This window comes from Nostoc sp. TCL240-02 (genome assembly GCF_013343235.1).
Classification (GTDB): Bacteria; Cyanobacteriota; Cyanobacteriia; order Cyanobacteriales; family Nostocaceae; genus Nostoc.
The window spans coordinates 5396131-5410688 of the sequence record NZ_CP040094.1; the positions used below are offsets into that span (position 1 = coordinate 5396131).

13 protein-coding genes are annotated in these 14558 nt (G+C 42.2%); 2 read left to right on the plus strand and 11 right to left on the minus strand.

Annotated features, from left to right (window positions below; all coding sequences use genetic code 11):
- Positions 1–57 precede the first annotated feature (57 nt).
- On the minus strand, positions 58–423 hold the full coding sequence (locus FBB35_RS23105; protein ID WP_083782327.1) for an STAS domain-containing protein: 366 nt from the start codon (positions 421–423) through the stop codon (positions 58–60).
- A gap of 179 nt (positions 424–602) precedes the next feature.
- On the minus strand, positions 603–1769 hold the full coding sequence (gene carA / locus FBB35_RS23110; RefSeq protein ID WP_174711584.1) for a glutamine-hydrolyzing carbamoyl-phosphate synthase small subunit: 1167 nt from the start codon (positions 1767–1769) through the stop codon (positions 603–605).
- A 235-nt stretch (positions 1770–2004) separates the two neighbouring features.
- Here carA and FBB35_RS23115 point away from each other — a divergent pair, with 235 nt between their 5' ends.
- Positions 2005–3045 carry a TIGR02281 family clan AA aspartic protease gene (locus tag FBB35_RS23115; protein WP_174711585.1) on the plus strand — a complete coding sequence of 347 codons (1041 nt, stop codon included), beginning with the start codon at positions 2005–2007 and terminating at the stop codon, positions 3043–3045.
- Here the strand turns inward: FBB35_RS23115 and trpD are convergent.
- The 6 genes from trpD to FBB35_RS23145 form a co-directional block, all read right to left on the minus strand.
- Positions 2975–4093 carry an anthranilate phosphoribosyltransferase gene (gene trpD, locus FBB35_RS23120; RefSeq protein WP_174711586.1) on the minus strand — a complete coding sequence of 373 codons (1119 nt, stop codon included), beginning with the start codon at positions 4091–4093 and terminating at the stop codon, positions 2975–2977. The two genes, FBB35_RS23115 and trpD, sit on opposite strands and share 71 nt — an antisense overlap.
- 83 nt (positions 4094–4176) lie before the next feature.
- On the minus strand, positions 4177–5064 hold the full coding sequence (locus FBB35_RS23125) for a DNA adenine methylase (protein ID WP_174711587.1): 888 nt from the start codon (positions 5062–5064) through the stop codon (positions 4177–4179).
- A 12-nt stretch (positions 5065–5076) separates the two neighbouring features.
- Positions 5077–5481, minus strand: a complete 405-nt coding sequence (locus tag FBB35_RS23130; protein ID WP_174711588.1) for a type II toxin-antitoxin system VapC family toxin — start codon at positions 5479–5481, stop codon at positions 5077–5079.
- Positions 5482–5775 carry a hypothetical protein gene (locus FBB35_RS23135; protein ID WP_174711589.1) on the minus strand — a complete coding sequence of 98 codons (294 nt, stop codon included), beginning with the start codon at positions 5773–5775 and terminating at the stop codon, positions 5482–5484.
- A 256-nt stretch (positions 5776–6031) separates the two neighbouring features.
- On the minus strand, positions 6032–6352 hold the full coding sequence (locus FBB35_RS23140; RefSeq protein WP_254625676.1) for a hypothetical protein: 321 nt from the start codon (positions 6350–6352) through the stop codon (positions 6032–6034).
- A 57-nt stretch (positions 6353–6409) separates the two neighbouring features.
- Positions 6410–6790 (minus strand): hypothetical protein, encoded by a 381-nt coding sequence (locus tag FBB35_RS23145; RefSeq protein WP_174711590.1) that lies wholly within the window; start codon positions 6788–6790, stop codon positions 6410–6412.
- A gap of 374 nt (positions 6791–7164) precedes the next feature.
- On the opposite strand from FBB35_RS23145, the gene FBB35_RS23150 reads away from it, so the two are divergent.
- Positions 7165–7344, plus strand: a complete 180-nt coding sequence (locus FBB35_RS23150) for a high light inducible protein (RefSeq protein WP_069071239.1) — start codon at positions 7165–7167, stop codon at positions 7342–7344.
- A gap of 87 nt (positions 7345–7431) precedes the next feature.
- Here FBB35_RS23150 and FBB35_RS23155 read toward each other — a convergent pair whose 3' ends face one another.
- The 3 genes from FBB35_RS23155 to FBB35_RS23165 all read right to left on the minus strand — a co-directional run bounded on the left by FBB35_RS23155 (position 7432) and on the right by FBB35_RS23165 (position 14513).
- Positions 7432–8523, minus strand: coding sequence for a hypothetical protein (locus tag FBB35_RS23155; RefSeq protein ID WP_174711591.1), 1092 nt, complete (start codon positions 8521–8523; stop codon positions 7432–7434).
- Positions 8524–8684: 161 nt separating this feature from the next.
- Positions 8685–11660 carry a molecular chaperone gene (locus tag FBB35_RS23160; protein ID WP_254625677.1) on the minus strand — a complete coding sequence of 992 codons (2976 nt, stop codon included), beginning with the start codon at positions 11658–11660 and terminating at the stop codon, positions 8685–8687.
- A 315-nt stretch (positions 11661–11975) separates the two neighbouring features.
- A complete protein-coding gene (locus FBB35_RS23165) occupies positions 11976–14513 on the minus strand; it encodes a proteasome protein (RefSeq protein WP_174711592.1) in 2538 nt (845 codons plus the stop codon).
- Positions 14514–14558 lie beyond the last annotated feature (45 nt).

Here is a 14558-nt window from a genome sequence, read left to right on the forward strand (position 1 = left end):
GCTACCCGATGTTGAATCTGGATAGCCAAATTGATCTCTCGGTTCCAGCAATCAAGACTACTTGACGTTTTCTAGAGCTTCTTCAACTGATTTTTGCAGGGAGAGAAACTTCTCTAGACGAACAAGCTTGACCGTTTGAGTTACGCGGGCATTCGTGACAATTTGCAAAGTGCCTTCAGCCGTTTGAGCCTGCTTGGCTAGCTGCACCAGAGCGCCCAAGCCAGAGCTATCAATAAAGTCGATTTGTGAGAGATCCAAAATAATGTGCTTAGGGCCCTCTTCAATCTTACTGCCAAGCACTTTGCGAAATGTAGGCTCAGAAAAGGCATCTAACAAACCTGTGAGGCGGAATAGCTGGCAGTTATCCCGGACTTCACGAGTACCCCTCAGGCTAACGGTTAGATTCAGTGGCTCAGCAATAATTCCCTCCTCATGAGTTAAAGTGAACGCTCAAGTATAGATGGTTTTTGAGCATGTTGTCTACAATCTTTTGGGGCATTGGGGATTGGGCATTGGGGATTGGGTACTGGGTACTGGGTACTGGGAAAGCTCTTCCCTAGTCCCCAGTCCCTAGTCCCCAGTCCCTAGTCCCCAGTCCCAATTTACCTAACCTCGGCTGTTGCGGCTTGACGTGCTGTTCGCATGGCTTGAACAAATTGCTCAAACAAGTAATCAGCATCATGTGGACCAGGACTGGCTTCTGGGTGATACTGTACAGAGAATACAGGTAGAGATTTGTGACGTACCCCGGCAATGGTGTGATCGTTTAAATTCAGATGGCTGACTTCCACAACTGCTGTAGGTAAAGAATCTGGGTCAATAGCAAAACTATGGTTTTGGCTAGTGATTTCTACCCGTTGTTGTAAACCCGCAGGCTGATTTAAACCACGATGACCAAATTTTAGTTTATAGGTTTCTGCCCCTAATGCATGACCTAAAATTTGATGCCCCATACAAATACCAAAGATGGGTTTTTGACTTAACAAAAGCGCTTTGGCAGTTGCAATCCCTCCGGTCACGGCAGCAGGATCGCCTGGGCCATTAGAAAGAAACACACCATCTGGATTGTAATTGAGGATTTCTTCTGGTGGCGTATCAGCAGGCACAACAATTACCCGACAGCCGTAACTTACTAAGCGTCGCAAAATATTGCGTTTTATGCCAAAGTCAAGAGCAACAACAGTAAAGGCTTCCCCAGGATTTTCCGCAGCCTCAGAGTTGAATTCCCAAGCTGGAATTGTGGGATCTGACCACTCATAAGCCTTTGATGTGGTCACTTCGCGAACCAGATTCAATCCCGCCATGTTGGGAGCCGCTAGTACCTGTTCTAGTAATTCTGCCTCATCGAGAATGGTTGTGGAAATACCACCGTTCATGGCTCCAAACATCCGAATTTTGCGGGTGAGGGCACGGGTATCGATGCCGTATATCCCTGGTACTTGGTTTTGTTTGAGGTAGTCTGGTAAGGATTGTGTCGATCGCCAGTTACTCGGTCGCGGACAAATATTTCGGGCGATCGCACCCCGCACCTGGGGGCCATCTGATTCCTCATCTTCAAGATTAATCCCAGTATTGCCTAATTCAGGATAGGTAAAAATGACAATCTGACCGCAGTAACTAGGGTCAGTTAGGACTTCTTGGTATCCGGTCATGCCAGTGTTAAACACCACTTCTCCGATCGCGGTTCCCGTCGCACCGAAAGACCAACCGCGATAAGTAGTTCCATCTGCCAGGACAAGTAAAGCAGGCATTGCGTCAGTCAGGGGCATAGTAGATTGGGGGATTAGAGATTGGGGATTGGGGATTGGGGATTGGGGATTGGGGATTGGGAAAACTCTTCCCCACCTAGTCCCCAGTCCCTAGTCTCCAGTCTCCAATACTGCGATTGTTAATTATCCCATGAGTTGGACAATTGGGAGTTTTTTGGATAGTTAATTAAAATTAAATTGGGAATTTAAAGTGGCGGGAGTGGATCTGGCAAAGCTTGGACGGTTAAAATTAATTATGCTTCAGTCTTTTTTATCCCGTGCAACCCTAATTTTAGTATCAAGCGCTCTCGCGGTTTTGTGTGTTGCTTGTAGTGAAGACAAACAGAACACTGTGACTGGTGGCAATGAGCAACCCGCGCCAATTGGGGATTTGGCATCAGTAGAACCTGCCGTCGAACCACCAACACCAGCAGTTACCCCAGAAGTACAGCCGCTAGAGCCGTCTGAAAGCGAACCAAGTCTTTTTGAACAGGGTTTAGACAAAGCAGTTGGCGCTTGGAGTATCAGCCGTTCTGCTCAATCTCCAAGTGATTGGATTTTGGTAGCGAATCAGTACCAGGATGCGATCGCGCTGATGGAAAGAGTGCGGCGACAAAGCCCGGAATTTGCGATCGCTCAAACCAAAATCACTGAATATCGCCGCCAAATTAAATATGCTCAACAACAAGCTGCTCCTCGCCCTGTTCGCCTTGCTGAACCGAAGAGGATAGTAGTTGTAGTTCCACAAACAGCAATTACACCAAAGTATACTTTGCCTCCACAAGAAACAAAACCGTTATCAATAAAGCCAGCTTTGCCGTCATCAGCAGTAGTGATTCCAGATCAGCAAGTGTTTACAGCCCCAATTAAAAGGCGACTTGGTGGAACGCCAATTGTGGAAGTCACTTTCAATGGCCAGCAACAATTTGAGATGATTGTGGATACAGGAGCCAGTGGCACTGTCATCACCCAAGAGATGGCCAATGCTTTGGGAATCGTGACAGTGGGGAGAGCTAAGGCAAATACCGCGAGTTCCAGGGCTGTAGAATTTCCTGTGGGCTATGTTAATTCGATGGCAGTTGGTGGGGTAATAGTGAATAAAGTACCAGTAGCGATCGCAGGTGCGGATCTAGAAACTGGACTTTTAGGACATGACTTTTTTGGTAACTACGATGTCACCATTAAACGGAATGTAGTAGAGTTTCGGCCGCAATTGCGATCGCAAATCAATTCCCCAGAAACTCAACTAACTGCTCCAACTTTGTCCAAGCTGCCCCGCTTTGTAGGATATCCTTAGCGATTTTAATCCCTTGGGCGTGATCAAGGAGTGCGATCGTACCCGCTACTTGCAGCGCCAACGACGCATTTAAGGCAACCGCATCTTGTTGCGCCTGAGTTCCCTTACCTTGGAGTACCGCCTTGAGAATCGCCGCATTCTCTTGCACATCGCCACCCCGAAGCATACCTATGGGGGCAGGTGTTAGATCCAAATCTAGGGGATTAATGGTAGTTACCTGCACTTCTCCATCTGATAAAACCGCTAAGTCAGTTTCATCTCCTAACCCAGCCTCATCAAGTTTTTCTCGCCCGTGCAAAACAATCGCCTTTTCCTTGCCCAAATTGTTTAATGCTTGGGCAACAGTCGCCAAAAGTTTGGGAGTAAATAGCCCCACTACTTGCCCAGTTGGACGCAAAGGATTTACTAACGGCCCCAGCAAGTTAAACACCGTTCTTACCCTGAGAGTCCGCCGCAATTGGGCAACCGCTTTCAATGCTGGATGCCAACCAGGTGCAAATAAGAAAGTGATCCCCACCTCTTGTAATGCGGCTTGCACCTTGTCACTGGATGCGCTTAAGTTTACACCCAAGGCTTCCAATACATCTGCGCTCCCCGTGAGACTTGACGCTGAACGATTGCCATGTTTAGCGACAGGTACGCCAGATGCAGCAGCAACAAAAGCAACGGCTGTGGAAATATTAAAGGTTGATGAACCATCTCCACCAGTGCCACAGGTATCTATTACAGGCATTAGAGATTGAGCAGATTTTTGCCCAGTCCCCAGTCCCCAGTCCCCAGCGATGCACTGAGCTTGTCGAAGTGTCCCCAGACTTGATTGAGATTGTAATACTTCAGCCATACCAGTCAACTCGTCAGCAGAAATGCCTCTAAAATTCAGCGCTGTTAAAATAGCCCCTGATAACTCTGGGGGAACCGCTTCACTAAGCCAACCTTGCATCAATTCAGCAGCTTGAGTACGGGATAAGGATTGGCCATCTATTAATTGTTGCAGCAGCATATACCAGCTAGCAGAGGCTTCTTGAGCAGAGATTGGAAAAGTTGTCATAGCTAAGGTTTCTGGTTTGGTAGGGTGTAGCTAGGTTGAAGGGTATGGGAGCTATCCTACCGGAAAATTGACCGTTATTAAAATTAGGTTGAAATATCAAGGCTCAACTGCAAAGCTGGATCAACAAGCTTCTGATTTTTTGCTTTTTTATCTAAATAAAGTTTAATTTCATAGTTAGTAATGAATAGCTCTTTTCCTTTCGCTGCACCACTCTGTTTATAGTTATTCATGCCATACTGCAATTCCCATGCTGAGATATTAGCCCATTGAAAATTTTCTCTAATTGGCGATGAGTCGTCGTAGGTAATTAGCCAGCGATGATGGCATTGTTGCAAAAGTTCAGCAAATCTTTGATGCTCAAAAGAGGTATGCAAGTCACCATCTTTACCATATAGCTTTGATTTTGTAGCACTAAAATATGGTGGATCTAAAAATACAAATACATCTTCTCCTGCTGATTTTAATAGATAACTATAATCAAGATTAGTAATTTGGACATTCTCTGATAAAATGCCTTCTAATTTTTCTAATCGTTCTATCGAAGAATTAGTAAATCTTTTATGAAAAGCTTCTTGGGAAAAGCCACCTGATTCTACAGTTCCTGAAAAAGTAATTCTATTGAGTACGAAAAAACGAACTGCTCTTTCTAAATCAGATAAATTATTGACATCTACACTAGTTAATTCTGTAAATAGTGATTTACCATCTGTATATTTAATTTTAATATGCCGAATTTCTTGAACTAATTGAGCTAGAGCGGATTGGGCAAACTTCCAGAATAAGAATAGCTCGCGGTTTAAATCGTTAATCCAAATCTTAATATGCGGAAACTTTTGTCTTAAATAGATAAATACAGAACCACCACCCACAAAAGGCTCTCGAAATTCCAAAAAGCTATCTGGTAAATATTCAGATATTTGATTTATTGCTTTCGACTTACCACCAGGGTACCGCAGAGGACTTTTGAGCATAATTAGGAATCATCATACTGGGGGTAATAACAAACGTCGAAAGCCCTCCTGCTCAAAATGGCGATCGGTGGTTAGTGCCTCAGTGACACCACGCTGACGCATCAATACAAAGCTAACAGCATCGCATAAAGAGTAAGTTTTGTCTTGCCGAGCCATCAGAAGTTTAACAGCTTCTCGATGTAACAACTCATCTATCCATACCATCTCGATATCGGGATTTTCTAACAAATCAATAATAAATTGTAGTGCTGCTATACGTGGAAAGCGACGAACCTGAGCTAGTGCAACAAACTCTGCTAATACATAGCTATGAGTTAAGCTCACGGTAACATTATCCAGAAACTCAACTGCTTTTTTATGTTCTGGCTCACCAGTGTGGACATAGCAAAGTAGACCAGATGTATCAAGTAGAAGCACTCAATTTGTTTCCTCAGATGTATCGCTGTATGCTCTGACTAAATCAGCATCAATACTTTCATTGTCTGCTCCTGTAGCATAACCCAGGTTAATGGCTCCAGCATGACTTCGGAAACGTTGCCGAGCGGCTTCTTTCTCTATTTCGGCTTGTGACTTTTCACGTCTTGAAGAACCATACTGCTGTTCTATGGAAGTAGCTACTAATTCTGCAAGGGATACGCCTGCAACCTTTGCTTGCTGCTGCAATACCGCATAAACTTCATCACTTAATTCCAAGCTTAAAACCTGACTCACCGCACTACACCTCAGCTACTATATGTAATTAGGAATGTCAATTAATAATAAAAGTCCTCTCAACAGGACTTTACAGTGTATAGGAGTATAGGATATATACTACCAAAAAACAATAGTGTGTCGGAGTTAGAATATGCTATTATTTAACATTGCTAATTAATATTTTTCCAAGGAATTTCGGCGAAAAAATTATGACCAGCCTCCAATATTTTGATCATCTCTTCAATGCGGTCTTTTGATTCTGTCGTAGGTGAAGTTATCTCACGTAAGTTAAGTGTTCAATATATTTCTTCCAGTCTGCCTCTACTGCATTAGCACCTTTCTCAAAACTCTTAGTTGTATCCCGCCAAAACTGATCAATTCCATCTCCGAACTTATCACTCACACGCTGTTCTTCAAAATATTTAACGATTTGCTTTGCTAAACGCTTCTGCCAAGATTCTCCAAATAATCCCCACACAGCGAAAGCTAATGCAGCAACTAAACCTATACCTAGCACTATTGGGCCACCAATAGCTGCTACAAAAGAAATTACCGCAGCAGTGCCACCACCAATACTAATGCCAAGTGCAGACAAAAGACTAACTAACTTAGCTACTAGGATATAACCACCAAGATTTCCTAGTGCTGCTGCCTAAGCAGATAAAGCACCGATGCTAGTTAGTCCTGTAAGTCCGCCTATAAAAGCTCCTTTAGCATCGAAGGGTATCTCAATGGATATATCTAAATTTGGTAGTTTAAGTAAAGCCTCTTGGTATGAGCCGAGGAAAGCTTCAATTGAAGGTGTTAATTTATCAGAATTTACTTTGATTATCTGTTCTGCCTCGTGTTGAAGCTTCTCGACTAGATAACCAGCAAGACCTTCTTTTGCCTCTTTTTTGTCATCGTACAGATTGCGGATAATTTTTTCGACGGCATCCACAGTTAAAAGTTGCTCTGTATACCTTTGAAAGGAAGTTTTGCTATTTCGTTGTAACTCACGGATACTTTGGTTTATAAAAACAAATTTCGTCATGGGAAATCCCCAACATATTAGCAATCTGTACTTGACCCATGCCTACTTTCTGACGATATCCCAGTAAGTCAATATTCATTGCTGTATCTCAACTGCACTATTAATATTACTTATTTAGTTATGGTATAAATATTAATTTGCTAGCGAGTAGGGATTACCCACCCTTATTTATGGGAAATTGTTGTAATTTGCTGTTGCTGCGTAGCTTATCATCGTAAGCATCGCAAACCTACTAACATAAAACTACGGTTACGTAACATATTACTCACTAACTGGATTTTACCTTGATTTCATGTTGCAATCTCTTAAAAATCTGTTACATTACTTTACAGGCAGTTATACCTGTTACAACATAAAAGCTCGGAGTATTATTTATGGCAGACGTTAAAAAGACTACGCCTTCAGTTTCAGAAGATCCTAATGCTTTGCGCTGGGGCTTCACTCCTCAGAGCGAAAACTGGAACGGTCGTTTTGCAATGATTGGTTTTTTATCTGCTGTTGCGCTTGAAGTGTTTTCTGGTCAAGGGATTTTACACTTCTGGGGTATTCTATAGATTTCAACGTTTTTACACCTTCATTAGATGATTAGGTAAGGCAGCGATTCGTAAAATCGTCTGCCTTTCCTTTGTCAGAAAATTCCCTTATCGTGATGAGCGAAATATTACACGCCCTGGGGATTCATCCTGATTGATTCGCGCATATACTCGAAGACAAGTTAATACTTCGCCAGGAATACCACCACAGTCTAGTTGTAAGTCATCCTTGGATGAAGCACAGATATCTGCATAAAGTCCCGATAATTGGCGAATTCGCACTTCATTACCTGCATTAATAGCTTCATCAGCGACTTTCTTTAGAATTCGTCGTGATTCATATTGTAGCTTTCCCCACCAAGAATAGCGTTCAGCCGGTGGTATAAATACTAGAGAATGTATTGCTTCATCCATATCAATCCAAGCACGGAGAATTGACAGGGGATCGGTGTTTTTTTCAGCTTTTTGGGTGCGTTGGAAGCGATCGCTTAAAGCATCAATATATTGATCGCGCTGTTCTGTTTTGGAATGTAAGGAAATGACATCGAAGCTAAAAACGCTCTTTAAAGCATGATGTAAATCTGGGTCTATTTCGATAAAATTCATATATAAAAATAGGAATGCTGCTGGTAAATCAGATACATTACCTTGGGGAATTTTAGAAGTTGAGAGTGCCTGTTGATACAAGGTCAATCCCTGAGTTTGAACAGTACCACTAAGTCCGGGGTAGATAATTTCATCGCGGATAAAGGGAAGTTGATAGAGGTTAGAATTATCTGCGATCGCACCAACTTCTTGGGCTAAATCTAAAGTGCGCGATCGCCAAGTTGCAGCCAAATCTTCTGGTACTCGCAGCAGCTTGCGTTGAATCTCATTCCACAAATCAGAATCCGTTGTACTTTGCAGTTGGGAATTACCCAGATAATAATTAAGTTCTAAGTCAGCATTGAAAGCTTCTCGCAGGTGATTTAGTTTTAAATCATCTGGTGTATCTTCCCAACCAGTATTTTGCTGTGGGGGTTCAGGTTCCAACAGATTATGAAGTTCTTGCAACACCTGATCGCATATTTTAGAGCCTGGATCTAGTGGCAATTCTGTGCGAGCCTGATTTAAAGTAGCCTCTAGTCCATACAAACTAAACCGCAGTAACTGGGCTAATTCTGAGTTTTCTATCTCTAATAATTGACGCAAGTGCTGCATGAATATCACCTCCAAATATTACCTGTATGTGATTCCTAACAAATTAAATTTGGCAAAACTCCACATTTCTTTGCGCCCTTTGCATCCTTCTCTAACGAGACGCTGCACGAATGCGGTTCGTTAAGAAAATTGACTTTGACAAAGCAAGTTTAATACAAGAGTTAATGTATCCCGCAAAATGGATCGCGTTCTTTATCAACTTCATTGGGCTGCAATTCTAATTCAGCAATATAAATACATCCCTCTTCTTTTAGGCATTCTTGACTAGTGGATGTCCAGTAAGGCACTTCACCAGCGTGCATCCGTAAAATACCTTGATCGTCAAGAGTCACCCGATATTGGCAAGGATAATCTGTTGTCACATCTGGTTTACTAAGTGCGCCAATTCTTATCCATTTTTTGCTGTTGGTTTCTGCGTCTGTTTGATAAATATAGAACGTGTGCTGGCCAGTTTGCGGGAATGGAGGTAAGGGATTACTAATTAACCCAATTCCTGGTTCAGTCACACCATCGCGTAGATAGTGAAAATTTTGGAACAATTTACTACCATCATTTCCTACTTCAAATACAAGATGATAGGCATCCGGTTGATCGACAGTTGCCGACTCAATAACATTGACGGCAATATCGCCATCATTTAAATCTTTATTGAAGCGTTCTACAGCAATATTCCAGTTCAACTTACCATCAGCAAATAGCGGTGATGTTTCTGAAACAACCGATTCTAAATCGATGCCGGGGATATCAATTAAATAATGGGGATTTCCCTGACAAAGCAACACATTAAATTCAAGGGTTTGGTCAATTTCAAACTGGACTTTAATTTTTTTCAGAAACTCTGCTTCTTGCATTCCCAGTTTATTCATGAGGTTTTTGCCATCAAAGCTACCCCATAGCCGTAAATCTCCATCCTCATAGTCTTGACGGTAAATAATATTAGTTAATTGTATGCCTTGCCATGCAGTACGAACCTTGGCGACAGTTTCCCAAGGTGCGAGTTGATAGAGTTCTTGTCCAGCTTTGAATATAGTTAGTAAATCGTTACTTTGGGTTTTGCGTTTAAAGTTGCAGGGTAAATAATAAAACAGGTTTTTAACATCAATTTCTAGTTGGTTGGCTCCCTTACGCAGCAAGCTTTTAGACTCTTCTGGATCGAATCTCAATCTTCGCAACTTTTCGGCATAGCAAGCACCGGCAGAGGTGGCTAATTTGGTAAATTCCAACACAAAGGTAATCCGTTCTGGATTCCACACAAAATATGGAGACTTACTAAATTCTTGGTAGATTTGGCGCTGTACTATGTCTAAATTACAAGTTTTTCCAGATAGAATTAACCAATCAACTTTTTGGGAATTCCAAGAATCTTTGGTGATATCATCGGGACGCAAGCGGCTTTCCATTAATCCTTTAGCAATACCGATCGCTTCTTTAATTCCAGAAGCAGCGGCTCGTTCAAATTGCTGGTTATCTAGGGTGATGCAGATGCTGTTTGGATCTTTGACTTGCAATTTAATACTGCTTTGGGTGAGTAGTTCGGAAATTTGTTGTTCAGAAAGTGTGAAGGTTAATAGCGAATTATCTGCTAGTGGCTTTTGCCCAAGTTTAAGTTTCGCTGCTTCTGCATAATCCCAGAGAATGTAAAACAATTGTAGACGTTGAGGTGCTTGTTGCCAACGGGTAGGTAATACTTTCTCAGCAGTATCTAGAGCATCTTTATAAGCAATGTCACCTTCTGGATTCTCTTTATCTAGACATTTTAAAAGACTGCCACTTTTGAATTTGCCTTGTTCTAAGAAGCGCTCGTTTAATTCAGAGCTAATTAAATCTTCTAGCTTTTCACTTTCAAGATCACCTGTTGTTACTGCTGTCAATAAAAAGTCTGCGATCGCAACTTTTAATAATCTAAAAATCCGTAGCGTAATTAACTCACCACCTAACTGTAAATGACCGGATGAACCTAATAGTTTGGGGGTAAGTTTATAGTAACGTCCTCCTAAACCCCGGTCTTCATAATCGGCAAAAGCTGGGGTTTTATCTTCTAAAGTCAGTTCAATTAAAGCTAAATCTGTGGTTCCGCCGCCGATATCTAGAACGAGGACATTTTGTGACCATTTATTTCCGACTTGACGGCAACGAGTTTTGAATGACTCGATGCCAATATTGAGATTACCACCAAATTCTCGCCACAAAAAGAATATCGCCACAGAAACGGCTTCATCATAAGCAGTTTGAACATCATCGATTCCCAATTGCTCGACAAATTCTTTAACTTCCTTGCGAACAACTGGTGGGGCGACAGTGGGGTAGGTGACAACTGCTGTTAAAAAAGTCCCTTCTGAAAATCTGCGTTGGGCGCGTTGGCGGTAATCTTCAGTTAACTGGATTAAATGCGCCCAAGCAGATTGGATCAATTGGTTAGCGCTAATTATTTCTTCTTTACCATCCAAAATAATTGAAAACGATCGCTCCTGACCAAAATAACGTTTGGGTGAATGGTGAAATCTGCTGATAATTTCCTTTAAAGAACTGTTTGTACCTTGAGCGATCGCTTTTTTGCGGTTATCTCTAGCTTCCCTACCCATCCGCAGGTTTAAGTCCCCTAACTGCGAAATTTCTAACTCGCTGGGAATTTCTGTATCGCGGCGATCGATATCCAGCACAACTGGGATCAGATTTTGCGACTCTAGGGTAGGAACGCGGAATACCTCATGATAGATTTGGTAAAGTTTTTTGCTGACAGCACGGCGAAATCTCTCACTGTTTCCTAAAGAAAGCTCAATTTGGCGAATTGCTTCCAAAAATCGCTCTTTATTGTCACTTTCAAAGACTTCGTTCAACTTTCTTGGATCTATCTCCAGATTCTTGCTAATTTCGGTGATGAATTTTGCCCAATCATCATCGCTGACATCTGGTAAAGCGACTGAGGCGGGAGAACTCAACCATTGTGATAAGCGATCGCGCAACCGCATTTCCTGTTCTTTTGGTAGAATTTCTGCGATCGGTACTTCAATTGGATCGAAGAGTGTGACTGTGGAGTTTGACGTGCCAAAATCTAAAGCAAACCATCCCGGAAATCTTTTTTGTTGTTTCTCGCTTGGTTCTCGATCGCTATATTTGTTGAGTTGGAAAGGGTTCATTACAATATCACTTTCTGTTGTTTGTTTTATAGCTGGCTAAAAACTATGGTTTTCTATCATAAAAATGACAAATTGAGAGAATCTTTGTGGTGAAGACTTTTAATCATAGATAGGTCTTGTACCACTGATTCTCTTTAGCACTGGCTTTTTTATCTGGTGTGATGCGTAGATTGGGCTACGCTATGAAAATTGCAGCAGTTCCCGAATAGCATCCCAGGGACACGCTTGAAAATTGTATAAAAACTAGCATCTCTTCTCACAAAGACATCCTCATATCACCCGATCGCAATCAGTTATTTTCTGAGTTAGTTCATCTCAAACATCTAAGTAAGAAACAGAAGCAATTTCTGAAAGAATCTGTAACCAAGTAGGAATTGCTACCTCTGGTGGTAAGTCCCCAGCCGCTAAATATCTCAGCAAAGTTTCTTTTTTTGAAAGGTTTTGCAAACTAGGAATAATTTGATCCAAAATACCTTCGATTTCCGAATTAATTTGCTGATTAACTTCGCTAACATACTGTACAAGATGGAGACTAGCACTAGCAGTAATTTCATCTCGCAGTCGCAGTACTAAAAGTTGGTGATTGCTCGATCTTGATAAACCCTGACTTTTTTCTGGTGCCCAGTCAAAGATTTGACCAACGTTGTGTTTCTCGTCTTGACGCGCTAGGGGAAAGATGGTTTCAGGTGCAACGGTTTTATCTTTACTAGTGATTTCCGAAACGATCGCTTCTTTCCATTCGTTAGGATCGCACCCTAGTAATAATTTGTAAAAGAGATCGGCATCTTCAAAACCAAATTTCTCTTCAATTTCTTTTTCCATATCTAGATGGAAAAATGCTTGCAATTGTTCGCGTTCTGGGGCTACATAATTTGACAATTGATTCAACAAATCTACCACTGCTTGATGGATGCGATCGCGGGCAAAATCTTCTACTTCCTTAACGGTTTTTTCAAATACTGGATAAAAATCATCGCTCTTGGTTGGCAAAGAAGTATTTACACGATTTCCCCGATCGAATAATTTCCCGGCTGCACCTTTAGATTCCGCCAGAGCGATCGCTCCATTGTTGGCTTTGTTGAAGAGTAAAGTCCACTGGTTCCAATTAAGGATTCTAAAAGTGAGTTCGTCTTTAACTACATCACTGACGACAACACCACGCCGATCTTTCAGTGGTTCTGTCCCTAAATCTTTTTGAAAATTCCTGTAGATTTTATCCAAACTTTCGATCACATAGCGCAACTCAAGAAAGGCGGGGCTGTCTCCTGTAGGGATACCTTGCTCGTGAATTTCATCTATGATGTCTTTCAAGTGGTCTTGTTGCTGACTCACTACATCAGAAGCTCTGCGAGTATCTTCATACAGTTGCTTCAAACCGTGATTTGCTACGTGAGTTTGAATCACTTCCCGTAGCTTACTAAGTCCGCCATCTTGACCAAAATAACCTAGCTGTTTACCTAAATTACTGCGGGGATCGGTGTCTAACAGCCGTTCGCTTAATAGCTCCCATTTATTTTGTAGCCGTTTAGACCGATCTAGGTAATCAGGATAGTCCAAGTTAGCCAAAAAATCTGGTGAGCCGGCTTTGACTGTACTAGAACGTTTTGCTAATTCAGCCAGTCCCAACAATGGCGACAGTAAAACGATGCGGTCTTTTTGGGTTGTAAAGGCTTCTGCACCGTCAATGGTAGTTTGCAGAACTTTGAGTTTTTGGAGAACGGTTTCCTCTTTTAAATGTGAACTATCTTCAATCAATTGATCGAGTTCTCTTTCGCCACCTTCACTATCTAAAGGCAGTTGATCGAAGCGACCCACACCGACGAGAATCAAATCTTTCAGGTCTTGTCCCGGTCGCTGCTGCTGCATCATCGTAAAGATTTTATTGGCGCGATCGCTACCTGGAGATTTACCATTGAGCAATACCAAAATAGTTTGTACTTCTGCTAATTCCCGCAACGACAAAAAGGTATCCCTAGCGCCCGAATTAGCAGCCCCCAATCCTGGAAAGTCGATCAGAATAAATTTAGCTGCACCTGCAAAATCCCAAATTTCTCGTGAGATTTTCACATCAATATCGACGCGGCGAATTAGTGGGAAACTGTTTTGCAATAACTTTGTTGGTAGCCTGTGGGGTGGACTTGGTAATCGGATATGCGCTGGAGGTAAATCCTCAAATTTCAGACTTTGGATTGCCATTGGCTGTTCAACCAGTTGTAGCCCCTCACGGGCAGTAGTAGCATCAATCTGGTAGTGCCCACCACACATAACTTCCCCATAAGCTTGATAAGCCCGCAGGAATAATACCAACTCCCGGAGTAAATAACGTAGCTCTAAATTGTTACTGCTATTCCAAGCCTCTTCACACCAGCTAATAATATCTGTCCCAGAGTTGAGTTTCGATACTGGTATTGGAGGAAGCCCTGCTGCTGTCGTGCGTTTATGGGCTTCTCCTAGCATGAAGCGTAGACACTCATGTACACCTTCGTGAGAAAGATACTCTACAGTGAAATTACTTAATTGAGTAGTTGCAAAGTCATCTTGCGGAATGATATGTATTGCGGTAACATTACCTGTAGTCGGGTTTTCACTGACTGGTAAAGCATCTGCATATCCAATTAGACTGCCTAAAAGTAAAGTTTTCCCGCTACTGAATTCCCCCATCACCCCAATTTTGACAGGTGAAGTTGCAAGGTCTACAGTTTTCTGGGCAGCTGACCGCAAACGCAGGAGACAGTCATCAAGACTAGCTGGAACCCAATCTTCTTGTTTTGAAGGGTGCTGGGGCACAGAATCTATCTTTCGGAGGATGAATTCGCCGTACTCCTTAAAACGGCCCAGTTTATCTGGTTCCATAAAGTAGTTCCCGCCTAACATGAATTTCTGTGAGCTTTATAACAT

Coding starts and splice junctions, on each gene's coding strand:
- carA (WP_174711584.1), bottom strand. CDS start 1,769: ATGCCCCTGACTGACGCAATGCCTGCTTTACTTGTCCTGGCAGATGGA.
- FBB35_RS23115 (WP_174711585.1), top strand. CDS start 2,005: ATGCTTCAGTCTTTTTTATCCCGTGCAACCCTAATTTTAGTATCAAGC.
- trpD (WP_174711586.1), bottom strand. CDS start 4,093: ATGACAACTTTTCCAATCTCTGCTCAAGAAGCCTCTGCTAGCTGGTAT.
- FBB35_RS23125 (WP_174711587.1), bottom strand. CDS start 5,064: ATGCTCAAAAGTCCTCTGCGGTACCCTGGTGGTAAGTCGAAAGCAATA.
- FBB35_RS23145 (WP_174711590.1), bottom strand. CDS start 6,790: ATGACGAAATTTGTTTTTATAAACCAAAGTATCCGTGAGTTACAACGA.
- FBB35_RS23150 (WP_069071239.1), top strand. CDS start 7,165: ATGGCAGACGTTAAAAAGACTACGCCTTCAGTTTCAGAAGATCCTAAT.
- FBB35_RS23155 (WP_174711591.1), bottom strand. CDS start 8,523: ATGCAGCACTTGCGTCAATTATTAGAGATAGAAAACTCAGAATTAGCC.
- FBB35_RS23160 (WP_254625677.1), bottom strand. CDS start 11,660: ATGAACCCTTTCCAACTCAACAAATATAGCGATCGAGAACCAAGCGAG.
- FBB35_RS23165 (WP_174711592.1), bottom strand. CDS start 14,513: ATGGAACCAGATAAACTGGGCCGTTTTAAGGAGTACGGCGAATTCATC.